A 24780-nucleotide genomic window follows, 5' to 3' on the forward strand; every position below is an offset into this window, starting at 1 on the left:
CGCAATCGTGCGCGTCTGCGAACGAAGTAACCACAAGGAGCATCTCCATGGATTGGCGCGACAAAGCCGCCTGCCTCACCGCTGACCCGGAACTCTTCTTCCCCGTCGGCAACACTGGTCCCGCCGTCGACCAGATCGAGAAGGCGAAGGCTGTCTGCGCCCGGTGCACCGTCACCGAGATCTGCCTCCAGTACGCCCTCGAGACCGGTCAGGACTCGGGCGTGTGGGGTGGCCTCAGCGAGGACGAGCGTCGCGCCCTCAAGCGTCGCGCGGCCCGCGCGCGTCGCGCAGGCTGATCGCCGGCGGGCGGCATCGCCCGCGCGGCATCCGCCGCACCAGCCCTACTCCGCCGTGATCCACCGCAGCGGCACCTCGATCGTCACCTCGGTGCCACGACCGACGATGGTGTGCCAGTCGATCGTGCCGCCGAGCTCGCCCTGGATGAGGGTGCGCACGATCTGCGTGCCGAGGCCTTCACCGACCTTGCCCTCGGGCAGGCCCGACCCGGTGTCGCGGACCTGCACGGTGAGCATGGTCGGCGACCGGTCGGCGATGATCTCCACGTCGCCTTCCTGACCCGCGAGCCCGTGCTCGACCGCGTTCGTCACGAGCTCGGTGAGGGCGAGCGCGAGCGGCGTCGCGTACTCGCTCGGCAGCACGCCGAACGAGCCCGAGCGCTTCGGGTGCGCCGTCGTGTTGTGCGCCGAGGCGACCTCGGCGACGAGCAGCAGCGCCCGGTCGAACACCTGGTCGAAGTCGACGTTCTGCGTGAGTCCCTCGGAGAGCGTGTCGTGCACGACCGCGATGGCGCCGACGCGTCGCATCGCCTGCGTGAGCGCGTCGCGCGCCTCGTCGGAGTGGGTGCGCCGCGCCTGGATGCGCAGGAGCGAGGCGACGGTCTGCAGGTTGTTCTTGACGCGGTGGTGGATCTCGCGGATCGTCGCGTCCTTCGTGATGAGCTCCTGCTCCTGGTGACGGAGCTCGGTGACGTCGCGGCTCAGCACGATGGCGCCGATCCGCTCGCCGCGGCGGCGGATCGGGATCGCCCGGAGGGAAACCGTCACGCCGCGCGACTCCACGTCGGTGCGCCACGGCGCCCGGCCGGTGACGACGAGCGGCAACGACTCGTCGACCACGAGCTTGCCGCTGAGCAGGCGCGTGGTGACCTCGGCGAGCGACTCCCCCTCGAGTTCGTCGTCGAAGCCCATGCGGTTGAACGCCGAGAGCGCGTTCGGGCTGGCGAACGTCGTGATGCCGTCGACGTCGAGGCGGATGAGGCCGTCTGAGGCGCGGGGCGCACCGCGACGGGGTCCGGTGGGCGCACCGAGGTCGGGGAAGTCCCCCGACGCGATCATCTGGAAGAGCTCCTCGGCGCACTCGTTGAACGTGAGCTCCTGCCGGCTCGGCGTGCGCGTCGCGCCGAGGTTGGTGTGGCGGGTGATGACGGCGACCGGCTCGGGTGCGAGCTCGGTGCCGGTCGCCGAGAGCCGGCGCATCACGGGCACGGCGCGGACGCGCGTCGGCATCTCCTCGTACCAGTCGGGCGCGGACGAGTCGGCGATGGCCGCCGTCTCGAACGCCTGCGTGACGAGGTCGCGCCACTGCGACTTGATCGGCTGGCCGACGAAGTCCCGGTAGAACAGCGTCGCCGCGCTCGACGGCCGCGAGTGCGCGACCGCCACGAAGTCGTCGTCACCCGACGGCACCCACAGCACGATGTCGGCGAAGGCGAGGTCGGCGAGCAGCTGCAGGTCGCCGACGAGCATGTGCAGCCAGTCGACGTCGGCCTGACTGCTGCGGCCCTGGGCGAGGACGAGTTCACTAAGGGTCGACACAGACCCAGCGTAGTGCGTGCCTCCTGTGCGGCCGGCCGGGCGGAATCGCTCAGCTCGCGACGGGACGACGGGCCGGGGCGAACCCGAATCCGCGGCGCTTGACCGGTTCTGGCACGGGCACGAGGTGCTCGAGCGCGTACTCGCGGAGCGCGGTGCGCAGCGGGCTGCGCGGCGCCGCATCGCGCAGGGTGCGCGCCGTGAGGATCGCGGCATCCGTCGCCCGCCCGTCGTGCGGCAGCAGCGTGGCGTCGCCGATGCCCGCGAACCGGCGCAGCGTCTGGCGCACCTGCGCGTGGGCGTCGATGCCGAGAGCCGCCGACCGCACGCGGTTGACGATCACGTCGATGCGGTCGGGCTCGACCACCTCGACGAGGTCGCCGTGGCCGCGCAGGAGGCGGGACAGGCCGACCGGATCGGCGAGGCCGACGGCGGCCACCCGATCGGCGGCGGCGAGCGCGGCGAACGTCGCGGCATTCCGCCGTGGTGCGAACTGGTCGCTCGTGAGCTCCTCGTCGCGCTCGAGGCTGAAGCCCGTGTCGACGACGACGAACTCGCTTCGTGCGGCGATGGCCTGCAGGGCTGCGGTCACCCGGTCGTGCGCCAGCTCGGGCCAGCGGCTCGGCCCGACGAGTCCGGTGAACACGTCGAACGAGCCACGCGGCGCCGAGTAGCGCTGGGCGATCCGCTCGAGCTCGGAGCGGTCGAGCGCATCGCCGCCCGCGAGCCGGCATGCGGATGCGAAGCCGGGCGCCTCGTCGAGCAGGCCGAGCGACGGCGCCACGGCACCGCCGTACGGATCGGCGTCGACCAGCGCGACCGAGTGACCGGCGGCCGCGATCTCGGCGGCGAGGTTCACGGCGATCGTGGTGCGGCCGGGTGCGCCCGCCGGTCCCCACACGGCGACCACCTGTCCGGTGCGACGCGGGGCGCGCCGGGCGTCGCCGAGCCGCGAAGGCACCGGCATGCCGCCGCTCACGAGCTCCTCGATCTCGCGCCAGGCCGCCGAGCGGTCGAGGACCTCGTGCAGTCCGAGCTGTGCGGCGTGCGCGCGTTCCGCGTCGTTCGCGGCCAGGGCGACGAGACGGATGCCGCGCTCGTCGCACGCGGCGAGCAGGTCGGCGCTCAGGCTCACGCGCGCCGCGCCGACCAGCACGACCTCGGGAGCGAGCACGTCGAGGCTCTCGACGAGGTCGCGCCAGCCCACGAGCCGGGCGACGACGGTGTGGCCGTGCTCGACGACGTCGGCGAGCAGGCGATCCTCCGTCGTCGGGTCGAGGGCCAGCGCGAGTCGTGCCATCAGTTTCCGCTCGGCCGGGCGGGCACGAGGTCGATGGCGTCGCCCGCGGCGAGCGCCTCGAGCAGGGCGGCGACCTTCTCGCGCGGTACGAGGAGTTCGACGGCCGGACCACCCGACTCGACCATGCCCTCGGGCTCCTGGATCGCGGCGATCTCAGCCGCCCCCACGAGCACGGCGGGCGGCTCGTACGCGCCGCGCTCGACGAGCCGGGCCGACCAGACGTCGACCGTCGAGCCGGTGCCGAGCCCGCTCGGGAGTGCGCCGCGGCTCGGCACGACCACGGTGGCGAGCCCCGTGCGGTCGGCGTCGTCGACCGCGGTCGCCGGAACGAGTTCACCCGACTCGACCGTCCTGACGACGACCAGGCCGTCGTCGGGCACGTCGCCCGGCGACAAGTAGGCGTCGGCGAGCGGCCCGAGCCGCACCGATTCGACGGCGAGGTCGTCGACCGTGATGCGTGTGCCCGGCACGGCGGTGTCGCGCACCGCGTACACGTCGATCGAGTCGTCGATCCCGGTCACGAGCGCCCAGACGCCCGTGGTCGACGCCGCCACGAGCACCACTCCGATGACGAGACGCGGGTCGAGCCGGAGCGCGCCGCGCTCCGAGCGTTCCGGTCGACGGGGCATCGGGATCCTTCCGGTCGTGGCGCTCCGGCGCCGGGATCATCGTGGCGCGAATCCGTGAGGACGCCGCGAAGTTATCCACACCGGCATCCGCCCGAGGGCGCCGGGTCGATACTTGATGCATGACCGCTCCAGGTTCGGGCGACCAGATCGGCCGGTTCCTCACCGTCGCCGACGCGGCCGAGATCCTCGCCGTCGACGTCGCGGCCGTCGACGAGCTGATCCGATCCGGCGAGCTCCCGGCGATCCGCGTGGGCAGTTCGGGTCCGTGGCGCATCGAGCGCACGCAGCTCGAGGTGTGGATCGAGGAGCAGTACGAGCTCACGCGCCGGCACTCCGCGTGGCAGCAGGGCGAGTTCGCGAACATCGTCGAGCTCTCCGGGGCGCGCACCGCCCGGCTGCGTCCGGTCGACTAGAGCGCGTCCCGCGATGATGCCGTTGCGGCCGGATTCGCGATAACCTCCCCGACTATGGACATGCTGAGGGGCGAGCAGATCGCCGCGGCCGACCTGACCGAATGGCGCAAGCTGGCCCAGGGACTGCATGCCCGGTACGTGGTCGACGACTTCGGCACCGGCGCACGGTTCGTCGTCGCGGTGGGTGAGGCGGGCGACGCGCTCGGCCACCATCCGCGCGTGTCGATCGGCACGGGCTACGTCGACCTCGAGTTGGTCAGCGACGATGCCGTCTACCGCGACGACGCGGGCACCGAACACGTCGTCGAATGGGTGACCCAGCAGGACGTCGACCTCGCGCGGCGGATCACCGAGATCGCCGCGGACCACCAGGTCACCGCCGACCCGGCCTCGGTCAGCGAGATCGAGCTCGGGCTCGACACGACCCGCTCCGCGACCGTCGCCCCGGTGTGGGCCGCCCTGCTGACCGGGAGCGCCGCATCCCAGGGCCGAGGGTCCCCCAGCGACGAGATCCGCGACGCCACCGGACGGGTGCCGAACCTGTGGTTCGGGGACGCCGATGAGCCCGGGGCCCCGGGTCGGCGATTCCACGTCGAGGTCTACGTGGCGCCCGAGGTGGCCGAGCAACGGATCGCCGACGCCGTCGCCGCGGGCGGGACCGTGGTCGACGACAGCGACGCGCCCGGGCTCACCGTGATCGCCGACCCGGACGGCAACACGGGAGTCGTCTGCGTCGACGTGTCCGCGGCGAAGGATCGATCCGCCGACCCGGGTGACACGCCCTAGTCGAACGCGACGAGCACGATCCGGCCGATCGGCACGATGCGGATGCCGCGGACGTCGCGGTCCCGTCGTGCGGTTCCAGGTTCGTGCACCGCGAGGTCGAGGTGATCCCGCGCGACGCGATCGATCGTGCCATGCACGCGGCCGTCATTGGTCGTGAGCTGGATCGGCGTGCGACGACGGCACAGGTCACGCAGTACGAACGGGAGCCCGATGCGCTCGGACAGTCGGCTCGACCCTTCCGTTCCGGGCTCCACGCTCGACCCGACCCGCGAGCGCGACGGGAGCACCGCGGCGATCGCGCCCAAGGGGACGAGGCACTGCCCGGGGCCGCGGCCGGCCTCGGCGATGGTCGCGCTCATCCAGTCGCGGCCGAACGCGAGCGGTCGGACCTGGAGCTCCGTTCCGCCCACGAGCTCCACTCGGACCGCGATCGGCCCGCCGTCGCCAGCGCGCGAGAGGGCGGTCAGCCGGTCGCGGAGCGTCAGGCGCGCGAGCCGCAGGCGTTCCTCCTCGAGCGCCAGCGCCCGCTCCTCGTCGCGCTGCTCCTGGTCGAGCTGGGACTCGAGATCGTCGAACAGCAGGTCCCAGCGCATGCACGAACGTTACCCCGCAGGACCCGCGCACCCCTCGGTTCTCCACAGTCCGGGAATTTCCTTGACACGCCTCGGGGCCGCTCAATACGGTTCAGTCAAGGATCCCTCGAACACCCCCGATCGGGGGTGATCCTGCCGCCGGTCGAGAGGCCGTGGCCACCCCCTCATGGAGCCGAGATGACCGCACGCCCTGCCGCCGGCCACGCCCCGGCGCGAGGTTCTGCCCGCCAGTTCCTCGACGATGACGACGAGTACTTCGGACGTCAGCCCGCTCGCCGCAGCGACCTCCCCGATCCAGAGCAGCTGCTCCGGAATCTCACGCACTGCGTCATCGAGGTGCTCGCCGGGGCACGCGACCTCGACCAGCTCGCGCGCTGGGTGACCGACGACGTCTACCGCAACCTGTCGAAGCGCGTGGTGCTCGCCGCGCGCGCCCGACGCGTGAAGGGGCAGGCGCCGCAGCGCCCGGCATTCACGGTCGGACGGGTGCGCACCTGCGAACCGGTCGACGGCGTGGTCGAGGCCGTCGTGATGGTCCACCAGCGGGCTCGCTCCCGCGCGGTCGCCATCCGACTCGAGGGCCTCGACCAGCGCTGGCGTGCGAGCGCCATCAGCGTGCTGTAGCGGTCCACGTCGCACGCCGGGTCCCTTCCCGGTACGACGACGGATGCGCCGCGCCCCACATCGGGCGCGGCGCATCCGTTTCGGGCTCAGCGGCCCTTGCGCTCCTGGGCGCGTCGCTCGGCGCGGTTCTGCGGGGCAGGCTGGCCGTCACCCTCAGTGCGCTGGCCGAACGCACCCCGGGCGGCCTCGACCTGCTGCGGCGCCTGCTGCTGCGCGACCGCACGACGGGCGCGCTGCGTCGCCGCCTGCTGCACCTGCCCACGCTGGTTGCGCACCTCGACGCCGCCCGAGTCGCTCGGCGCGGAGTAGCTCAGCTTGTCGTCGGAGGCACCCTGGCGGCCGAGGCCCTTCGCCTCGATCGTCGCTCCGGTCGCGCCCTGGGCGGCGACCTCGACCTCGAGGTTGAAGAGGAAGCCGACCGTCTCCTCGCGGATGGAGCCCATCATCTGCTGGAACATCGCGTAGCCCTCGCGCTGGTACTCCACGAGCGGGTCGCGCTGGGCCATGGCGCGCAGGCCGATGCCGTCCTTCAGGTAGTCCATCTCGTAGAGGTGGTCGCGCCAACGGCGGTCGATCACCGAGAGCACCACGCGGCGCTCGAGCTCGCGCATCGCGGGGCTGCCGAGCTGCTGCTCGCGGCGCTGGTAGGCGTGCTTGGCGTCGGAGATGATCTCGCGGCGGATGAACTCGCGGTTGATCCGGCCCTTCTCCCCCGCCTCGGCGACGACCTCGTCGATCGTGATGCCGATCGGGTAGAGCGTCTTCAGCTCGGTCCAGAGCGCGTCGAAGTCCCACTCGTCGGGGTTGCCGTCGGCGGTGTGCTGGTCGAGCACCTCGTCGATGACGTTCTCGAGGAAGTTCTGCGTGCGCTCGTGCAGGTCGTCGCCCTCGAGGATGTGGCGGCGGTCGGAGTAGATCGCCTCGCGCTGGCGGTTGAGGACGTCGTCGTACTTCAGCACGTTCTTGCGGATCTCGGCGTTGCGCGCCTCGACCTGCGACTGGGCCGAGCGGATGGCGCGGGTGACGACCTTCGACTCGATCGCCACGTCGTCGGGCACGCCGCGCGACATCAGGCTCTCCGCGGCGCCGGCGTTGAACAGGCGCATGAGGTCGTCGGTCAGCGACAGGTAGAACCGGCTCTCGCCCGGGTCGCCCTGACGACCGGAGCGACCGCGCAGCTGGTTGTCGATGCGGCGCGACTCGTGGCGCTCGGTGCCGAGGACGTACAGCCCGCCCGCGCCGATGACCTTGTCGGCCTCCTTCGCGACTTCGGACTTGACGCCGTCGAAGACGCCGTCCCAGGCCGCCTCGTACTCGTCGGGCGTGTCGACCGGGCTGAGGCCGCGCTCGTGCATCTGCTGCACGGCCATGAACTCCGCGTTGCCGCCGAGCATGATGTCGGTGCCACGCCCGGCCATGTTGGTGGCCACCGTGACCGCGCCGAGTCGGCCGGCCTGGGCCACGATCGCCGCCTCGCGCGCGTGGTTCTTCGCGTTGAGCACCTCGTGGCGCACGCCCTTCTTGGCGAGGAGCCGCGAGAGGTACTCGCTCTTCTCGACGCTCGTCGTGCCGACGAGCACGGGCTGGCCCTTCTGGTGCCGGCCGACGATGTCCTCGACGACCTGCGCGAACTTGGCCTCCTCGTTCTTGTAGACGAGGTCGGGCTGGTCCATGCGCACCATCGGCTTGTTGGTGGGGATCGGGACCACGCCGAGCTTGTAGGTCGACATGAACTCGGCCGCCTCGGTCTCGGCGGTGCCGGTCATGCCCGAGAGCTTCTCGTAGAGGCGGAAGTAGTTCTGCAGCGTGACGGTGGCGAGGGTCTGGTTCTCGGCCTTGACCTGCACGCCCTCCTTCGCCTCGATCGCCTGGTGGATGCCCTCGTTGTAGCGGCGGCCCACGAGGATGCGGCCGGTGTGCTCGTCGACGATGAGCACCTCGCCGTTCATCACGACGTAGTCCTTGTCGCGCTTGAAGAGCGCCTTCGCCTTGATCGAGTTATTGAGGAAGGAGATGAGCGGGGTGTTCGCCGACTCGTAGAGGTTCTCGATGCCGAGGTAGTCCTCGACCTTCTCGATGCCGGGCTCGAGGACGCCGACGGTGCGCTTCTTCTCGTCGACCTCGTAGTCCTCGCCGGACACGAGGCGCTGCGCGAGGCGCGCGAACTCGGTGAACCAGCGGTTGGCCTCGCCCGACGCGGGGCCCGAGATGATGAGCGGGGTGCGGGCCTCGTCGATGAGGATCGAGTCGACCTCGTCGACGATGGCGAAGTGGTGGCCACGCTGGACCATGTCGGCCGCCTGCCACGCCATGTTGTCGCGCAGGTAGTCGAAGCCGAACTCGTTGTTCGTGCCGTACGTGATGTCGGCCGCGTACTGCTCGCGGCGCACGGCGGGCGTCTGGCCCGCCACGATGCATCCGGTGGTCATGCCGAGCGCGCGGAACACGCGGCCCATGAGCTCGGACTGGTAGCTCGCGAGGAAGTCGTTGACCGTGACGACGTGCACGCCGCGGCTGGTCAGCGCGTTGAGGTAGGCCGCGGTGGTGGCGACCAGGGTCTTGCCTTCACCGGTCTTCATCTCGGCGATGTTGCCGAGGTGCAGCGCCGCTCCGCCCATGAGCTGGACGTCGAAGTGACGCAGGCCGAGCGTGCGACGGCTCGCCTCGCGGACCGCCGCGAACGCCTCGGGCAGCAGGTCGTCGAGGGACTCGCCGTTGCCGTAGCGCTCGCGGAGCTCGACCGTCTCGTGCTTCAGCTCCTCGTCGCTGAGGGCCGCGAAGTCGTCTTCGAGTGCGTTGATCGCCGCCGCGTAGTTCTCGAGTCGTCGGAGGGTGCGGCCCTCGCCGACGCGAAGGACCCTTTCCAGAATCGAAGCCACGAATTGTCTCCTGTAATCGTCGGGCGTCGTGTTCCTCGTTCGGAACCGCAGGGCACGCCCGTCACCGCCGTGCAGACGGTCATCATAGCCATGCTAGCGGGCTGCAGGCTGGGTGCCGACGGGGAGCCCGCTGCATGGAGAGCGGGCCGGAGGCGAGCCCTCGGCTCGCGTCCGGCCCGCGACGGCGCCCGGTGTCAGGCCGTGGCGCGCTCGTACTCGTCGACGGATGCGTCGGACGAGGCATCCGCTCGGTCATCGAGGCCGATCAGGCCGTAGTCCCAGCCCTTGCGGCGGTAGACGACGCTGGGCCGGCCCGACTCGGAGTCGACGAAGAGGTAGAAGTCGTGGCCGACGAGCTCCATGAAGTAGAGCGCGTCGTCGACGGTCATGGGAGTGGACGCGAAGACCTTGCGGCGGATGACCACCGGGCAGTAGACGTCGTCCTCCTCGGTCGCCTGGGGCTGTTCCTCGACGACCGGAATGCTGCCCGTGCGCACCTGTTCGAGCACCTCGGGCGCTGCAGCCTGCACCCCGACCTCGGCGAAGCCGATGTCGGTCGCCTCGCGGAGCGACGTGGGCCGGCGCTGGCCGCGGTGGACCTTGCGGCGGTCCTTCGCGCGGCGGATGCGTTCGAGCAGTCGGCCGAGGGCGACGTCGAACGCGGCGTACTTGTCGGAACCGTCGGCTTCCGCCCGCACGACGGGCCCCTTGCCGACCAGGGTGAGCTCGACGCGGTCGAGCCCGGTGTTGCCGTTCTTCTCGTTGTGACGACTCAGCTTGACGTCGAGGGAGATCGCCCGTTCGGCGAGATGGGTCACCTTCTCGGCCTTCTCCGCTGCATATGAGCGGAAGCGATCGGTGATTCCCAGGTTTCGTCCAACGATGTTCAGTTCCATGACGACCTCCATCCACCGGCGTGTCACCCGGATCTGAAGGGTGGATCGACCACGCCTGTCCTGCCACCGTAGTCTGCCGCGCTCGGGATGTCACGGGGTGTCTCCTGAGAAGCGGCCAAGCGTCCCGCACGACGCAGCGGGGTCTGCGCGAGCACCGCCGCGGCCGCCACGGATCCTCCTGCGGCGGTCACCGCGCGGGCCGCCTCGGCGAGCGTCGAACCCGTCGTGAGGATGTCGTCGACGAGCAGGAAGCGCCGCCCGCGCAGGTCGGCGCGGGCGGCAAGGGCGCCGTCGGCGTTGAGCCGGCGAGCGTCCGCGCCGAGCCCGGCCTGGTCGTCACGGGCGCGGGCGGGCCGCAGCACGCGCGATGATCGGATGCCGCGGCGGGCGAGCAGCGCCTCCACGGGCGCGTACCCGCGCCGCCGCATCGCGGCCCCGGTCGACGGCACGGTGCAGACCTCGATCGAGCCGGCGGGCAGGCCGTCGAGCGCGGCCCCGATCGACGCGGCGAGGGCGGCGGCGAGCGGCGCCGCGGCATCCGTTCGCGCCCCGTCCTTGTACGCGCCGATCACGCGGGCGGCGACCCCCGCGTAGTCGACGGCCGCCCAGGCCGAGACGGCGTCGCGGTGCACGAGACGCGGTGCCGGGCGCAGGGCGGCGACGCACGCTGCGCACACCGAGCGGTCGGGCTCCCCGCATCCCGCGCACGCGACCGGCACGAGCAGGGCGAGCGCGTCGAGCGTCGAACGGCGGATCGTCGCGAACGGGGACCGGGCGTCGCCGGCGAGGACGTGGTCGGGCGCGGCATCCCAGGGCATGCCCCAGTGTCGCCGGCGTGGTCGGGCCGCGCGGCAGCACCGGACCTCGCGGCATCCGACCGCCCGGCGTCCCGCCGATGGGGAGGACGGGTCGCCGGCGCCATGCGTCAGCCGGGCTGCTGCGACGCGATGAACCGGATGCCGCCCGCTCGGACCTGCCAGCCCACGCCGCTCGCCACGTCGAGGTCGCCGGCGGCCGTCAGCACCCGCAGGTCGTTGTTGCCGCCGTCGATGAGCACGCCGCTCGCGGGTCCGTCGCGGTCTCGGGCGAAGCCGCCGAGCTCCTGCGTGACGATGCGCGTCGCGCCCCCGTCGATCCCGGTGATCGACGCGACGCTCCGCGAGTCGAGCCACGCCACGTCGAGCGCTGTGCCGGGCACGTCGACGAGGTCGAGCACCGTCGGTCCGAGGCCGACCGGCCGGCCATCGCCGGCCCGCTCGATCGAGGCGACGACGAAGTGCGTCCGCCCGCCGTCGGAGAGCAGCGCCGCCATGCGCGTCGAGTCGCGGGAGACCTCGATCGCGGCGATCGTGGAGCCCGACCACGGCACGGGGACCTGCTCGGAGCTGCCGTCGGGGGCGAACCACACGAGCTGGTCGGGCAGGTTCGCGGGGACCGACCACACGACGCCCTGCCCGTCGATCGCGGGCGTGACGAGCCCCTCGCGCGGGTCGAGGAACAGGGCCTCCTCGTCGGAGCGGACGACCCAGACGCCGTTCGCGTTGCGCACGGCGACCGCCTCGGCGTCAAGCCCGAGCGATGCGCCGGTGGGCGCCAGCGTCGCGACCGTGTCGGAGAGGCCCGCGATGGGGTCGATCCCCTCGCCCGAGGTCGCGAGGAACCCGAACGTCTCGCCGTCGTAGACGACGCTGCGCGGATCGACGCGGGGGTTCCGCACGGGCTCGGGCGTCAGCGGCGGCGCGGCGGGATCCACGCCGTTCAGCGTGAGGGCGACCGAGTCGATGTTGCGCACGCCGACGAGGCTCGCGTCGAGCTGCGCCTGCATGCGCTGCACGGTCGACAGGTCCTCGAACGCCGCTCCGACGAGCGAGACGCTCGCGACGCCGCCCGATACGGGCACTGCGGCCGGGTCGAGCTCGACCCCCTCGGGGAAGGCCGACACCACGCCGGGCGCGAGCCACTCGGCCGGCCCGGCGAGGATCGCCTGCACGATGCTCGTCTGCGCGGACTCGGGCCCCGAGAACCAGCGCACGTCGGGGACGAAGTACTCGAACGTCGGGTCGAGGAAGTAGAGGGGGTACTCGCGGAACACCTGCGTGAACCCGATCTGGTCGATGAGGATCCCCGTGGGCGCGCTGGAGATGCGCCATTCCCCGTCGACCTGCTCGAACCGGTAATCGAGCGGGATCGGCGTGCGCACGTCGGGCTCCTCGTACTGCCCGTTCTCGAGCAGCGCCGCGGCCGGTGTCGCGTCGACGCGCATCATGGTCTCGTTCACCGCGACGAGCTCCCGATCGGCGAGCACGTCGATGGTCGCCCCGGCGTCGGCCTGCCACTCGTCGGCGAACTCCGCGGTGAGGAACTCGCGCGCCACCTGGTAGTTGTTGCGCGGGCTCAGCGCGGCGGTGATGAACCCCTCGAGGATCTCCGACTGGGTCGCGCCGTCCGCCGGTCCGGGCACGAGGATGTCGACGTCGTTCGCGGCATCGGCCGGCTGCGGGTCCCCCGCCTGCACCGGGCCGGAGCTCGGGATCGACGCGCACCCCGCGAGCAGCAGGGCGACGAGGGCGACGGATGCCGCGGCGAACCGCCTACGCATCGTGCACCTCCCGCTCGGCGAGCTCCGCCTCGATCGCACCCGTCGCTCCGGTGGGCGGCGGCGCGTCGGCGGACGGGTCGTCGGGCTCGAGCGGCAGCGGGGAGACGACCGCCGCGGCTTCCGGCGTGCGCGGCAGGGTGAGCCGGAACACCGTGCCCTGTCGGGGCTTCGACCAGACGTCGAGGGTGCCGCCGTGGGCGACGGCGTCCTCGAGCGAGATCGCGAGCCCGAGGCCGGTGCCGCCGATCGTGCGGGTGCGACTCGGGTCGGCGCGCCAGAACCGGTCGAAGACGCGGGCCGTCTCCTCCTCGCTCATCCCCATCCCGTAGTCGCGCACCGAGAGCGCGATGGCCGTCTCGTTGCTGTCGACCGCGACGACGATGGGTCGGCCCTCCCCGTGCTCGATGGCGTTGCCGATGAGGTTGCGCACGATGCGCTTGATGCGGCGCGGATCGACGTCGGCGTCGAGGTGGCCGCCGGGCGCGACGAGTCGCAGCTCGCTGCCGTGCTCGAACGCGAGCTCGTGCATCGACTCGATCGCGTCGCCCGCGAGGTGCACCAGGTTCGTCGGCTCGGTTGCGAGCGTCACGCTGCCGGCGTCGTAGCGGCTGATCTCGAGCAGGTCGGCGAGCAGCCGCTCGAACCGGTCGGTCTGGGTGTGCAGGAGCTCGACGGTGCGCGAGGTCGGCCCGGGGAAGTCCTCGCGCTGACCGTAGAGCACGTCGCCAGCGAGGCGGATCGTCGTGAGGGGGGTGCGCAGCTCGTGCGATACGTCGGACACGAAGCGCTGCTGCATGACCGAGAGCTCGGCGAGCTCGCGGATGCGCGCCTGCAGGCTGTCGGCCATGCCGTTGAAGGAGGCGGCGAGCGTCGCCAACTCGTCCTCGCCGCGCTCGGGCATGCGCACGCCGAGGTCGCCGGCCGCGAGCCGGCGGCTGGTCGCGGCGGTCTCTCGGATCGGCTCGATGACGCCGCGCACGACGACGAGCGTGATCGCGCTGAGCAGGGCGAGCAGGGCGGCCGCACCGACGATCCCGGTGACCTGCATGAAGGCGAGGGTCTCCTCGGCCTCGGCGAGGCTGTACCCGAGGTACAGCTCGTAGCGGCCGGCCGCGGGCACGTCCAGCGTGCTGCCCACGACGATGCCGGGGTCGGTGCCGCCGTCGGCGTTGGTGAGCGCGACCGACTGCCAGTACTGCCCGCCGGGGTTCTCCTGCACCTGCGCCCGCAGCTCGGGGGTGATGACGCCGCCGAGCCCGCGACTGAGCTGGTCGGGCGGTGCGCTGGAGTTCGCGGGCTGCCCCGGCGCACGGAAGATCGCGTAGTCGGAGCTCCCCGAGATGCTCGTGATCGTCGAGACCGCCGAGCCCATGAGCGACTGCAGCGACGCGCGGTCGTTGGCATCCGACGAGTCGAGGATGCTCTGCGCCGCGGCCGTGGCGTTGTTCGACGCCTCGAGCACGCTCTCGCGCTGGGCCTGGAACAGGTTCGACGCGACGCTGAACGAGATGTAGAGGCCGATCACGAGGATCGCAAGGCCCGACAGGCCCAGCGTGATGATGACCGTGCGGAACTGCAGCGAGCGCCGCCACAGCACCGAGAGGCGACGCGGCACCTCCCGCCACGGACCCGCGGCGGGGAGCTTGGAGGTCTCGGCCGCCGACATCGGGACCGGCCTAGGTCGTCGCGCCGGCTCGGTAGCCGACGCCGCGCACGGTCATGACGATGCGCGGGTTGTCGGGGTCGTGCTCGACCTTCGCGCGGAGTCGCTGCACGTGCACGTTCACGAGCCGGGTGTCGGCCTTGTAGTGGTAGCCCCAGACCTGCTCGAGCAGCATCTCGCGCGTGAACACCTGCTGCGGCTTCGAGGCGAGCGTGAGGAGGAGGTCGAACTCGAGCGGGGTGAGGTTGATGCGCTCGTCGCCGCGGCGCACCTCGTGCCCGGCCGCGTCGATCGTGAGGTCGCCGACGGCGAGCGTCTCGACGACCGGCTCGGGCGCCGGCCGCAGGCGCGTGCGGATGCGTGCGACGAGCTCCTTGGGGTTGAACGGCTTCACCATGTAGTCGTCGGCGCCGGACTCCAGGCCCTTCACGACGTCGGCCGTGTCGGACTTCGCCGTCAACATGATGATGGGCGTACCAGACTCCGCGCGGATGCGGCCGCAGACCTCGATGCCGTCGATGCCGGGCAGCATGAGGTCGAGCAGCACGAGATCGGGCTTCGACTCGCGGAACGCGGTGAGCGCGCCGGAGCCGTCGGCGCAGAACACCGGTTCGAAGCCCTCCGTGCGCAGGACGATGCCGATCATCTCCGCGAGGGCCGTGTCGTCGTCGACGACGAGTACGCGTGGGGTCATCCGTCCGGTCTCCGTCTGGGCCCGCGAGGGCGGGCCGCTGGTGGCTCCACTGTATCCGTTCCCAGCCGTGCGTCGCCCGGAAGCGCGCTGGACGTCGCCTGCGCGCCGAACCCGCGTCGAAGCTCGTTCCGGCGCCTGACGACGGCCCTCGCCGACGGGAAGTATGCGAGCATGGGGACACCCCGCCGGAAGGAGCGCATGCAGGTGTCCGATCACGACTGGCAGGCACCAGGCGCACCGGCGCCGCGCTCGAACGAATCGGATGCCGCGGGCACCGCGCCCGACGGCGGATCCGTGCCGCCCGTGGCGCCTCCCGGGCCCGGTGCGGCACCGCCGGCCGCGCCGCCGCCGTACGGGCAGCCCGCGTATCCGCCGCCCGCATACGGCCAGCCCGTGTACGGGCAGCCGTCGTATGCCGCGCCCGGCACGTACCCGGCCACGGCCGCAGGCGGGTGGACCCCGCCACCGAAGCCGGGCCTGCTCCCGCTCCGGCCGCTCGGGTTCGGCACGCTGCTGTGGGCGCCGTTCCGCACGCTCCGGCGCAATCCGGCGCCCACCTTCGGCAGCGGCCTCATCGTGCAGCTCGTGTCCGTCGTGGCGACGGCCGCGGTGTTCGTCCCGTTCCTCGTCTTCACGTTCTCCCGGGTCGAGGGCGCGACGACGGCCGACGTCGATGCGATCATGTCGGGCGCGATCGGTGCGCTGCTCCTGCTCTTCCTCGTGCCGGTCGGGATCTCGCTCGTGGCGAGCGCGTTCCTCCAGGGCGTCATGGTGGTCGACGTCGCGACCGGCACGGTCGGCGATCGGCTCGGCTTCGGCGCGCTCTGGAAGCGCGCCGCGAGGCGGATCGGCCCCCTCATCGGCTGGACGCTGCTCATCGCCCTCGCGCTCGTCGTCGCCGTCGCGTTCCTGGTGCTCGTCGTGGTGCTCGCGGCATCCGTCTCGACGACGGGCCTCGTCGTGGGCATCGTCATCGCCGTGGTGCTCGGCCTCGGCCTGGTCGTCGTCGGCGCGTGGGTCGGCGTCAAGCTCGCGCTCGTGCCGAGCGTCATCGTGCTCGAGCAGGCGGGCATCCGCCAGGCGGTCGCGCGCTCGTGGCGCCTCACCGACGGCTTCTTCTGGCGCACGTTCGGCGTCCTCCTGCTCGTCGCGGTGATCCTCAACTTCGCGGCGCAGGTCGTGGTGCAGCCGGTCTCGATCGTCGGCACACTCCTCGGGATCGTCATCGATCCCAACGCGACCGGCACCTACCTCACGATCACGATCATCACGACGGTGGTCACCACCGTGCTCTCGCTGCTCATCGGCGCGATCACGGCGGTCGTGCAGGCGGCGCTCGTCGCGGTCGTCTACATCGACCTCCGCATGCGCAAGGAGGGCCTCGACCTCGAGCTGCAGCGCTTCGTCGAGGGCCGCGAGGCCGGGGAGCCGAGCGACGACCCGTACCGTGCACCCGCCGCCGCGGCCCCGACGGCCGGAAGCGAGCAGCCGGCGTCGTGGTCCTGAACCCCCGTCTCGAGATCCCGCTCGATCCCGACGCGCCCGAGGCGCGACGCTGGGTCGTCGACGAGCTCTCGAAGCCCGAGTACGCGAGTGCCGAGCCGACGCCGTTCGACCTCGCGATGCAGGCGATCCGCGACTGGATCGCGAGCCTGTTCGAGGGCGCCACGGGCGTTCCGGGCCCGCTGCTCGCGCTGCTCGCCGTGCTCGTCGTGGCGGTGCTGCTCGTCGTCGGGCTGCTCGTGTTCGGCCTGCCCCGCCTGCGCCGGCGCAGGCGAGCGGTCGCGCCGCTGTTCGACGACCACGACCGGCGCGACCTGCCGACGCTGCGCCGCGCGGCGGAGGCGGCCGCGGCGCAGGAGCACTGGGCGCTCGCGATCGAGGAGCGGTTCCGCGCGATCGTGCGGGGCGTCGTCGACCGCGACCTCGTGCGCGTGCATCCCGGCACCACCGCCCACGGCTTCGCGGATGCCGCGAGCCGCCCGCTGCCCGCACACGCCGAGGCGCTGCGAACGGCCGCCGCCGACTTCGACGCGGTGCGGTACCTGGGCCGTGCGGGGTCGCGTGAGCGCTACGAGGCGATCGTCGGGCTCGACCTCGCCGTGGAGGCGACGGTGCCCGAGCACGCCGAGCCGGTGGGAGCCGGGGCATGACCATCACCGCGCCCGGCGCTCGCATCGACGGGCCGGCGACGGCCGAGGCGCTCACGCCGACCGTCCGCGAGCAGCTGCGGCGCCGGCGTCCCTGGATCGTCATCGCCATCGTGCTCGTGGTGGGCGCGATCGCGCTCCTCGTCATCCAGGGCGGGTTCCGTGCGCCCGGTCCCCTGCTCGGTCCGGCCAACGCGGCCCCCGCCGGGTCGAAGGCCCTCGTCGAGGTCCTGCGTCAGCAGGGTGTCGCGGTCACCGAGGCCTCCTCGCTCGACGCCGCGACCGACCTCGCGCGCGGCGGCGCCACCGTGCTGCTCTTCGACGAGCTGGGCATCCTCGATGCCGACGCACTCGACGAGCTCGCTGCGGCATCCGATCGGCTCGTCGTCGTCGAGCCCGCGTTCGACGCCCTGCGCACGCTCGCGCCCGGCGTGCGGCTCGGCGGCGTCGCAAGCGGCGCGCTCGACGACGTGGCCTGCGACGTGCGCGCCGCCGAGCGGGCCGGCGAGCTGTCCGACGGGCAGCGACTCGTCACGGTCGACGACGAGGCCGCGGCCGAGGGGTGGCAGGGATGCTTCCGCGACGGCGAGGCGTTCGCCGTCGCCGCGGGTCCGGGTCCGTCGGGCGCCGAAACGACGATCGTCGCCGCGACCACCGTGTTCGAGAACGAGCACGTCGACGAGGCGGGCAACGCCGCACTCGCGATCGGTCTGCTCGGGGCATCCGAGGAGCTCGCCTGGTACCTCCCCGGCCCGGCCGACGCCGACGCCGGAACCGCTCCTACGCTCGCGGAGCTGACGCCCGGCTGGGTGAGCCCCGTGCTCGTGCTCGCCGTCGTCGTGACCGTCGTGGCCGGCATCTGGCAGGGGCGCCGATTCGGGCCGCTCGTCGTCGAGCGGCTGCCCGTGCAGGTGCCCGCGGGCGAGACGAGCGAGGGACGGGCGCGGCTCTACGCACGCAGCTCCGCGCGCGGGCACGCGCTCGACCAGCTCCGGATCGGCGCGGTCGGCCGCATCGCCGCGGTGCTGAAGTTGCCGCGGTCGGCTCCCGCGCGCGCCGTCGCGGATGCCGCTGCGGTCGCGACGGGGCGCGACGCGGCATCCGTCGCCCGGCTGCTCATGGGCACCGAGCCCGCCGGCGACCGCGAGCTCGTGGACCTCGCGGTGGAGCTCGCCCGACTCGAGCACGAGGTCGCGGACTCCGTGCGACCGGCACCGGCCGGCGCGACCGGCCCCGACCCGACCGGCCCCGACACCCGCCCCTATGACCGACCGGACCAGACAGGAAGGCGACCATGACCGACGCGATCGCGACCACCGACCAGGAGCTGCGCGCCGCGCTGAACCGCGTGCGCACCGAGGTGGGCAAGGCCGTCGTGGGCCAGGACGGCGCCGTCACGGGCCTCATCATCGCCCTGCTCACGCGCGGCCACGTGCTGCTCGAGGGTGTGCCCGGCGTGGCGAAGACGCTGCTGGTGCGCACGATCAGCCGCACCCTGCGGCTCGACACGCGCCGCCTGCAGTTCACGCCCGACCTCATGCCGGGCGACGTGACGGGGTCGCTCGCCTACGACCCCCGCTCGGGCGAGTTCGCGTTCCGCGAGGGGCCGGTGTTCACGAACATCCTGCTCGCCGACGAGATCAACCGCACGCCGCCGAAGACGCAGTCGGCCCTGCTCGAGGCCATGGAGGAGCGCCAGGTCTCGGCCGACGGCGTGACCCGGCCGCTGCCCGACCCGTTCATGGTCGCGGCGACCCAGAACCCCATCGAGTACGAGGGCACCTACGCGCTGCCCGAGGCCCAGCTCGACCGGTTCCTGCTGAAGCTCGTGCTCGACGTGCCCGAGCGCGACGCCGAGGTGTCGCTGCTGCGCCGCCACGCCGACGGGTTCGACCCGCACGACCTCGCGGGGGCGGGCGTCACGCCCGTGCTCGGGGCCGAGGAGCTCGCCGCGGCACGCGCCGCCGCGGCATCCGTGCGCGTCTCCGACGACGTGCTCGCGTACGTGGTCGACCTCGCGCGCGCCACGCGCCGGAGCCCGTCGATGCGGCTCGGCGTGAGCCCCCGCGCGACCACGGGCCTGCTCGCCGCGTCGAAGGCCTGGGCGTGGCTCACGGGCTACGACTCGCTCACGCCCGACCACGTGCAGGCCATGCTCCTGCCCGTGTGGCGGCACCGCGTGCAGCTGCGGCCCGAGGCCGAGCTCGAGGGCGTCGCCGTCGACGCCGTGCTGCGCTCGATCGTCCAGCAGGTGCAGGTTCCCCTCTGACATGGTGGTCTCCGGTCGGTTCGCGCTGCTCGTCGCGCTCGGGGTGGTCCCCGTCGTCGCGGCGGGCATCAGCGATGCCGGTGCGGCGTGGCTCGCGCTCATCGCGTGGCTCGGCCTCGCGCTCGTCGCGGGCGTCGTCGACCTCTCGGTCGCGGCGTCGCCGCGGCGTGTGGTCCTCGAGCGCGGCCTCCCCGAGCGCGTGCGGCTCGGCGAGACCGTGACGTCCGAGCTGGCCGTGCAGCACACGGGCCCGAGGATGCTGCGGGCCACGGTCCGCGACGGCTGGGAGCCCTCGGCCGGGGTCGCCGGGCCGAATCGCACGCGCCTGCGCATCCCGCCCGGCGAGCGGCGTCGGATGACGCTGCAGCTCACGCCGTGGCGCCGCGGCGACCGCCGCGCCGAGCACGTGACGATCCGGTCGGCCGGGCCGCTCGGGCTCTGGTCGCGTCAGGCGACGCTCGCCGCCCCCGGCCGGATCCGGGTGCTCCCGCCGTTCCACTCCCGTGCGCACCTGCCGTCGCGGCTCACGCGCCTTCGCGAGCTCGACGGTCGCACGCCGCTGCTCATCCGCGGCCAGGGCACCGAGTTCGACTCGATCCGCGAGTACGTGCGCGGTGACGACGTGCGCTCGATCGACTGGCGCGCGACCGCCCGCCACGCGAACCTCGAGGTGCCGGGCAGCGCGCGCCTCATGGTGCGCACGTGGCGTCCCGAGCGCGACCGCCGCATCGTGATCGTGGCCGACACCTCACGCACCGCCGCCGCGCGCATCGCCGACGAGCCGCGCCTCGACACGGCCTGGGAGGCGTCGCTCCTGCTCGCCGCCCTGGCCTCGCACGCCGGTGACCGCGTGGACTTCCTCGCGTGGGACCGGCGCGTGCGCGGCCGCGTGCACGGCGCGAGCGGCGCCGAGCTGCTCGCGCGGCTCGTCGACACGATGGCCGACATCGAGGCCGAGCTCATCGAGGCCGACTGGGCGGCGGTTCCGGGCCACATCCGACGGACCACGAGCCGGCGCGCCCTCGTCGTGCTCCTCACCGCCGCGGACTCCCCCGGCAGCGCCCGGAGCCTTCTCACCGTGCTCCCCCAGCTCACCGCGCGGCACCTCGTCGTCGTCGCTTCGGTCGCCGACCCCGACGTCGTCGGCGCCGCCCGGGAGCGGAGCTCGCTCGACGACGCCTACCGCGCCGCGGCGGCCGAGCGGAGCCTCCTCGACGGCGACCGCGTCGCCGCGGCGATCCGGCACCTCGGCGCGCTCACCGTCTCGGCCCCTCCGCAGGAGCTGCCGCCCGCCCTAGCCGACCTCTACCTCGAGCTGAAGGCGGCCGGCCGGCTCTAGCCCTGTGCCGGCGCGATTCAGCCCGCGACGATGCGGCTCGCGCCCGCATCGAACTCGACGAGGTCGCCCGTCTCGCCAGCACGCCACGCCCGGCCGCCGAGCACGAGCATGTAGGCGAGGAACCCGCCGAGTGCGAGCACGCCGATGCCGATCTTCACGGGCCACGGCCACGGCGCCGGCGTCACGAAGCCCTCGATGAGGCCCGAGACGAAGAGGAAGAACACGAGACCGATCGCGACCGTGAAGAGCGACCGCGCGTCCTCGGCGAGCGCGACGCCGCGGGTGCGCGGACCCGGCGCGACCCAGGCCCAGAAGATCCGGAGGCCGGCGGCGGCCGCCACGAACACGCACGTGAGTTCGAGCAGGCCGTGCGGCGTGATGTAGAGGAAGAAGGTGTCGGCCTCGTCGTAGGCGAACATGATCGCCGCCGTGAGGCCGAGGTTCTGCGCGTTCTGCAGGATGACGAAGGGCACCCAGACGCCCAGGATCCCGAACGCGACGCACTGGGCGGCGATCCACGCGTTGTTCGTCCAGACGGCGCCGGCGAACGACGCGGCGGGATTCTCGGAGTAGTACGCGGCGAAGCCCTCGTCGGCGAGCTGCTGCAGCTCCTCCTCGGTGCCGAGGTTCGCGAGCACGCGGGGATCGCCGGACACCCACCACGCGTACAGCCCGGCCACGACGATCGTGACCACGGCGACCGCGAGGGTGATCCAGCGCAGGCGGTACAGCGCGGCGGGCAGGCTCACGAGCGCGAAGCGGGTGAACTGGCGCAGCGGGTTCTCGGGCGCGCCGGTGAACCGCAGCCGCGCCCGGGCGAGGCTCACCGACAGGCGGTCGCCGAGCGCGGTCGACCCGGCGGTGGTCTGCACGAGCGAGAGATCGGATGCCGCGTGCTGGTACCGCTCGATGAGCTCGTCGGCGCCGGGGCCGTCGAGCCGCGCCGACCGCGAGAGCGCGTCGAGCCGCTCCCACTCGTCGTGGCGGGCGGAGGCGAGCGCGTCGAGGTCCATCTGCTTGAATACTATCCATGGCCGCTCCGCCCGAATCCCGCAGCCGGGCGGCCCGTTTCGACGACGAGTCGCTCGTCACGGGCGAGGCCGTCGCCCTCGACCTGCGGCCCGCGAGCGCCCTCATCCGGGCGGGCGGCGCCGCCCTCGATGTGCTGCTCACGGTGCTCATCATCATCGCGATGCTGCTGGCCCTCGCCGGCCTCTCCCTGGACGAGGCGGCATTCCGCGCGATCATGGTCGCGACGCTCGTGTTCGCCATCGTCGTGCTGCCGACCGCGATCGAGACCGCCTCGCACGGGCGTTCGCTCGGCAAGCTCGTCATGGGCCTGCGCGTCGTGCGCGACGACGGCGGCGGCACCGGTTTCCGCCACGCCTTCATCCGCGCGCTCACGGGCGTGATCGAGATCTACCTCACGTTCGGCGGACTCGCGGTGCTCGTCGGGTTCCTGAACCCATCGTCGAAGCGCCTCGGCGACATCCTCGCCGGCACGCACGCCCAGGTCGAGCGGGTTCCCAAGGTGCCCTCGAACGCGTTCGGGGTTCCGCCCGAGCTCGTCGCCTGGGCCTCGACCGCCGACGTGGCGCGCCTGCCCGACCCGCTCGCGCGCCGGATCGCGTCGTTCTTCGCGAACCTGCACCACCTCGTGCCCGAGAGCCGGGCGCGGCTGGCCGGGTCGCTCGCCGCCGAGGTTGCGCCGTTCGTGTCGCCGCTGCCCCACACGGAGCCCGAGCGGTTCCTCGCCGCCGTCGTCGCGCTCCGGCGCGACCGCGACCTCACGGCGCTCCGCCTCGAGGACGCGCGCATGGCCTCCCTCGCGCCGGTGCTCAACGCGACGCCGGTCGGCTTCCCCGACCGATGAGCCGAGCGGATGCCGCGGGGCCCGCGGCATCCGTCACCGGTCAGTAGCGGTAGTGGTCGACCTTGTACGGCCCCTCGACCGGCACGCCGATGTACGCCGCCTGCTCGGGCGTGAGCTCGGTCAGCTCGACGCCGAGCGCGTCGAGGTGGAGCCGCGCGACCTTCTCGTCGAGGTGCTTCGGCAGCACGTACACGCCCACGGGGTACGCGTCGGGACGCGTCCACAGCTCGATCTGGGCGAGCACCTGGTTCGTGAACGAGTTCGACATGACGAACGACGGATGCCCCGTCGCGTTGCCGAGGTTCATGAGCCGGCCCTCGCTGAGCACGAGCACGCTGCGCCCGTTGGGGAGGCGCCACTCGTGCACCTGGGGCTTGATCTCGACGCGCTCGGCGCCCGCGAGGGACTCCAGGCCCGCCATGTCGATCTCGTTGTCGAAGTGGCCGACGTTCGCCACGATCGCGAGGTGCTTGAGGCCGAGCAGGTGCTCGAGGCGCACGACGTCCTTGTTGCCCGTGCCGGTGACCAGGATGTCGATCTCGCCGATGACCGACTCGAGGCGCGAGACCTGGTAGCCGTCCATCGCCGCCTGCAGCGCGTTGATCGGGTCGATCTCCGAGACGATGACGCGGGCGCCCTGGCCGCGCAGCGCCTCGGCGGCGCCCTTGCCGACGTCGCCGTAGCCGGCGACGAACGCGACCTTGCCGCCCATGAGCACGTCGGTCGCGCGGTTCAGGCCGTCGGGCAGCGAGTGCCGGATGCCGTACTTGTTGTCGAACTTCGACTTGGTGACGGAGTCGTTCACGTTGATCGCCGGGAAGAGCAGCTCGCCGCGCGCGTGCAGCTCGTAGAGGCGGTGCACGCCGGTCGTGGTCTCCTCGGTGACCCCGCGGATCTCGGCGGCGATGCGGGTCCAGCGGTCGGGCGAGACCTCGAGGGAGCGGCGGAGCGTGTCGAGCACGACGCGGAACTCGTGGCTCGTGGCATCCGTCGCCGCGGGCACGGAGCCGGCGGCCTCGAACTCACGGCCGTGGTGCACGAGGAGGGTCGCGTCACCGCCGTCGTCGAGGATCATGTTCGGGCCGATCCAGTCGGCGCCCGCGTCGGCGGCCTCGGCGCTCCAGTCGAAGATGCGGTCGGTGCACCACCAGTACTCCTCGAGCGTCTCCCCCTTCCAGGCGAAGACCGGGACGCCCTTGGGGTCGTCGACCGTGCCGTCGGGGCCGACGACCACGGCCGCGGCCGCGTCGTCCTGCGTGGAGAAGATGTTGCAGCTCGCCCAGCGCACCTGCGCGCCGAGCGCGACGAGCGTCTCGATGAGCACGGCCGTCTGGACGGTCATGTGCAGGCTGCCCGCGATCCGAGCGCCGGCGAGGGGCTTCGACGCCCCGAACTCGGCGCGGAGCGCCATGAGCCCCGGCATCTCGTTCTCGGCGAGGCGGAGCTGATGGCGGCCGGCCTCGGCGAGCGAGAGGTCGGCGACCTTGAAGGGCAGGGCGGTGGTGACGGGCGCATCCATGCCCACCATTGTGACAGGGCCGGGCGAACCCCGTCGCGTCAGCCGCACAGCTCCGTCGGAGCCTCGGGCGTCGGGGCCGCCGAGATCTGGACGACCGACTCGCCGCCCAGCCAGAAGACGATCCACCCGCCGGAGTCCTCGACCCCGAACAGGAGCGAGTTGTTGCTCGTGCCCGTCTGCTCGATGCCGGGGTACGCCTCCTCGAGCTCCGCGACGGTCGCGCCCAGCCGCACGCCAGCGGCGGTCGACGGCGAGACGATGTCGCCCGACGTCCCCCAGCTCGTGACCTGGGCGACGGCGATCGCCGAGCCGTCGTCCTCCGTGACGATCGACAGGTTCGCCAGGCCGTCGCCCTCCAGGAACGTCGCGGACGGGTTCGGGCAGCCGCTCGCCGCGACCGTGTACGGCCCGGCTCCCGGTGCGGACGCGTCGAACCCCTCGCCCCGCTGGAGCGGCCCGATACCGGCGCCGCTGATGATCCACGTCGCCGGGTCGGCGGGGTCCTCGGCCGGAGCCGTGGGCGTGGGCTCGGCCGGAGCGGGCGTCTCGATGGCGCTCGGCGTGGAGTCGCCCGCCGGTGTCGACCCCGGCGTTGCGCCGGCTCCGGAGCATCCGGTCAGGGCGGCGCAGACGATGAGGGCGGTCAGCGCGAGCTGCATCGGGCGACGGGTCATTCGGGCTCCAACTCGGCAGGGCGATCGACGGCCGCCCGGCCGGGCGAG

At 72.7% G+C, this 24780-nt stretch carries 23 protein-coding genes; 10 read left to right on the forward strand and 13 right to left on the reverse strand.

Features of this window, described 5'->3' with window-relative positions; translation table 11 throughout:
• The first annotated feature begins 47 nt into the window (after positions 1-47).
• Positions 48-296 (forward strand): WhiB family transcriptional regulator, encoded by a 249-nt coding sequence (locus tag ACWEOH_RS01545; RefSeq protein ID WP_055859573.1) that lies wholly within the window; start codon positions 48-50, stop codon positions 294-296.
• Between the two features lie 45 nt (positions 297-341).
• Here the strand turns inward: ACWEOH_RS01545 and ACWEOH_RS01550 are convergent, their stop codons facing one another.
• Genes ACWEOH_RS01550 through ACWEOH_RS01560 form a run of 3 tightly spaced genes read right to left on the reverse strand, consistent with a single transcriptional unit; the run spans position 342 to position 3761 of the window.
• Positions 342-1835, reverse strand: a complete 1494-nt coding sequence (locus ACWEOH_RS01550) for a sensor histidine kinase (RefSeq protein WP_452027630.1) — start codon at positions 1833-1835, stop codon at positions 342-344.
• Between the two features lie 49 nt (positions 1836-1884).
• On the reverse strand, positions 1885-3132 hold the full coding sequence (locus ACWEOH_RS01555) for an AAA family ATPase (protein ID WP_452027631.1): 1248 nt from the start codon (positions 3130-3132) through the stop codon (positions 1885-1887).
• On the reverse strand, positions 3132-3761 hold the full coding sequence (locus ACWEOH_RS01560; protein ID WP_452027633.1) for a hypothetical protein: 630 nt from the start codon (positions 3759-3761) through the stop codon (positions 3132-3134). The genes ACWEOH_RS01555 and ACWEOH_RS01560 overlap by 1 nt, the downstream gene beginning before the upstream one ends.
• Positions 3762-3880: 119 nt before the next feature.
• Between ACWEOH_RS01560 and ACWEOH_RS01565 the strand changes: the two genes are divergently transcribed.
• Both ACWEOH_RS01565 and ACWEOH_RS01570 read left to right on the forward strand, forming a co-directional pair.
• Positions 3881-4174, forward strand: a complete 294-nt coding sequence (locus ACWEOH_RS01565) for a helix-turn-helix domain-containing protein (protein WP_148731936.1) — start codon at positions 3881-3883, stop codon at positions 4172-4174.
• 54 nt (positions 4175-4228) lie between these two features.
• The gene (locus ACWEOH_RS01570; RefSeq protein ID WP_452027635.1) at positions 4229-4960 is read left to right on the forward strand and encodes a VOC family protein; all 732 of its coding nucleotides are present in this window, start codon (positions 4229-4231) and stop codon (positions 4958-4960) included.
• On the opposite strand, the gene ACWEOH_RS01575 is transcribed toward ACWEOH_RS01570, so the two are convergent.
• Positions 4957-5553, reverse strand: coding sequence for a hypothetical protein (locus tag ACWEOH_RS01575; protein WP_452027637.1), 597 nt, complete (start codon positions 5551-5553; stop codon positions 4957-4959). The two genes, ACWEOH_RS01570 and ACWEOH_RS01575, sit on opposite strands and share 4 nt — an antisense overlap.
• Positions 5554-5730: 177 nt before the next feature.
• Here ACWEOH_RS01575 and ACWEOH_RS01580 point away from each other — a divergent pair, with 177 nt between their 5' ends.
• Positions 5731-6177, forward strand: coding sequence for an Rv3235 family protein (locus ACWEOH_RS01580; protein ID WP_452027639.1), 447 nt, complete (start codon positions 5731-5733; stop codon positions 6175-6177).
• An 86-nt stretch (positions 6178-6263) separates the two neighbouring features.
• Here ACWEOH_RS01580 and secA read toward each other — a convergent pair whose 3' ends face one another.
• From secA to mtrA, 6 genes are all read right to left on the reverse strand, one after another.
• On the reverse strand, positions 6264-9056 hold the full coding sequence (gene secA / locus ACWEOH_RS01585; RefSeq protein WP_452027640.1) for a preprotein translocase subunit SecA: 2793 nt from the start codon (positions 9054-9056) through the stop codon (positions 6264-6266).
• A 194-nt stretch (positions 9057-9250) separates the two neighbouring features.
• Positions 9251-9952: a ribosome hibernation-promoting factor, HPF/YfiA family gene (gene hpf / locus ACWEOH_RS01590; protein WP_452027641.1), complete on the reverse strand. Its 702-nt coding sequence runs from the start codon at positions 9950-9952 to the stop codon at positions 9251-9253.
• A 23-nt stretch (positions 9953-9975) separates the two neighbouring features.
• The gene (locus tag ACWEOH_RS01595; RefSeq protein ID WP_452027643.1) at positions 9976-10770 is read right to left on the reverse strand and encodes a ComF family protein; all 795 of its coding nucleotides are present in this window, start codon (positions 10768-10770) and stop codon (positions 9976-9978) included.
• Between the two features lie 107 nt (positions 10771-10877).
• Positions 10878-12551: a GerMN domain-containing protein gene (locus ACWEOH_RS01600; protein WP_452027644.1), complete on the reverse strand. Its 1674-nt coding sequence runs from the start codon at positions 12549-12551 to the stop codon at positions 10878-10880.
• Complete coding sequence (gene mtrB / locus ACWEOH_RS01605) at positions 12544-14217, reverse strand: MtrAB system histidine kinase MtrB (RefSeq protein WP_452027646.1); 1674 nt, start codon at positions 14215-14217, stop codon at positions 12544-12546. Before mtrB ends, ACWEOH_RS01600 begins: the two co-directional genes overlap by 8 nt.
• A gap of 10 nt (positions 14218-14227) precedes the next feature.
• Positions 14228-14908, reverse strand: coding sequence for an MtrAB system response regulator MtrA (gene mtrA, locus ACWEOH_RS01610; protein ID WP_452027647.1), 681 nt, complete (start codon positions 14906-14908; stop codon positions 14228-14230).
• 171 nt (positions 14909-15079) lie between these two features.
• Here mtrA and ACWEOH_RS01615 point away from each other — a divergent pair, with 171 nt between their 5' ends.
• The 5 genes from ACWEOH_RS01615 to ACWEOH_RS01635 are packed head-to-tail and all read left to right on the forward strand — an operon-like array spanning position 15080 to position 20666.
• Positions 15080-16414, forward strand: coding sequence for a hypothetical protein (locus tag ACWEOH_RS01615; protein ID WP_452027649.1), 1335 nt, complete (start codon positions 15080-15082; stop codon positions 16412-16414).
• A complete protein-coding gene (locus ACWEOH_RS01620) occupies positions 16405-17061 on the forward strand; it encodes a DUF4129 domain-containing protein (RefSeq protein ID WP_452027651.1) in 657 nt (218 codons plus the stop codon). The genes ACWEOH_RS01615 and ACWEOH_RS01620 overlap by 10 nt, the downstream gene beginning before the upstream one ends.
• Positions 17058-18356 (forward strand): DUF4350 domain-containing protein, encoded by a 1299-nt coding sequence (locus ACWEOH_RS01625; RefSeq protein WP_452027653.1) that lies wholly within the window; start codon positions 17058-17060, stop codon positions 18354-18356. Before ACWEOH_RS01620 ends, ACWEOH_RS01625 begins: the two co-directional genes overlap by 4 nt.
• Positions 18353-19327, forward strand: coding sequence for an AAA family ATPase (locus ACWEOH_RS01630; protein WP_452027655.1), 975 nt, complete (start codon positions 18353-18355; stop codon positions 19325-19327). The genes ACWEOH_RS01625 and ACWEOH_RS01630 overlap by 4 nt, the downstream gene beginning before the upstream one ends.
• Position 19328: 1 nt before the next feature.
• Positions 19329-20666 (forward strand): DUF58 domain-containing protein, encoded by a 1338-nt coding sequence (locus ACWEOH_RS01635; protein ID WP_452027657.1) that lies wholly within the window; start codon positions 19329-19331, stop codon positions 20664-20666.
• Positions 20667-20683: 17 nt separating this feature from the next.
• On the opposite strand, the gene ACWEOH_RS01640 is transcribed toward ACWEOH_RS01635, so the two are convergent.
• On the reverse strand, positions 20684-21679 hold the full coding sequence (locus ACWEOH_RS01640) for a stage II sporulation protein M (protein WP_452027659.1): 996 nt from the start codon (positions 21677-21679) through the stop codon (positions 20684-20686).
• 17 nt (positions 21680-21696) lie between these two features.
• Between ACWEOH_RS01640 and ACWEOH_RS01645 the strand changes: the two genes are divergently transcribed.
• On the forward strand, positions 21697-22539 hold the full coding sequence (locus ACWEOH_RS01645) for an RDD family protein (RefSeq protein WP_452027661.1): 843 nt from the start codon (positions 21697-21699) through the stop codon (positions 22537-22539).
• A 40-nt stretch (positions 22540-22579) separates the two neighbouring features.
• Here the strand turns inward: ACWEOH_RS01645 and ahcY are convergent, their stop codons facing one another.
• Both ahcY and ACWEOH_RS01655 read right to left on the reverse strand, forming a co-directional pair.
• The gene (gene ahcY / locus ACWEOH_RS01650) at positions 22580-24058 is read right to left on the reverse strand and encodes an adenosylhomocysteinase (protein WP_452027663.1); all 1479 of its coding nucleotides are present in this window, start codon (positions 24056-24058) and stop codon (positions 22580-22582) included.
• Positions 24059-24096: 38 nt separating this feature from the next.
• Entirely contained in the window at positions 24097-24732 is a 636-nt protein-coding gene (locus tag ACWEOH_RS01655) for a hypothetical protein (RefSeq protein ID WP_452027665.1), read from the reverse strand.
• Positions 24733-24780 lie beyond the last annotated feature (48 nt).

The sequence above is a fragment of the Agromyces sp. NPDC004153 genome, from assembly GCF_053603635.1.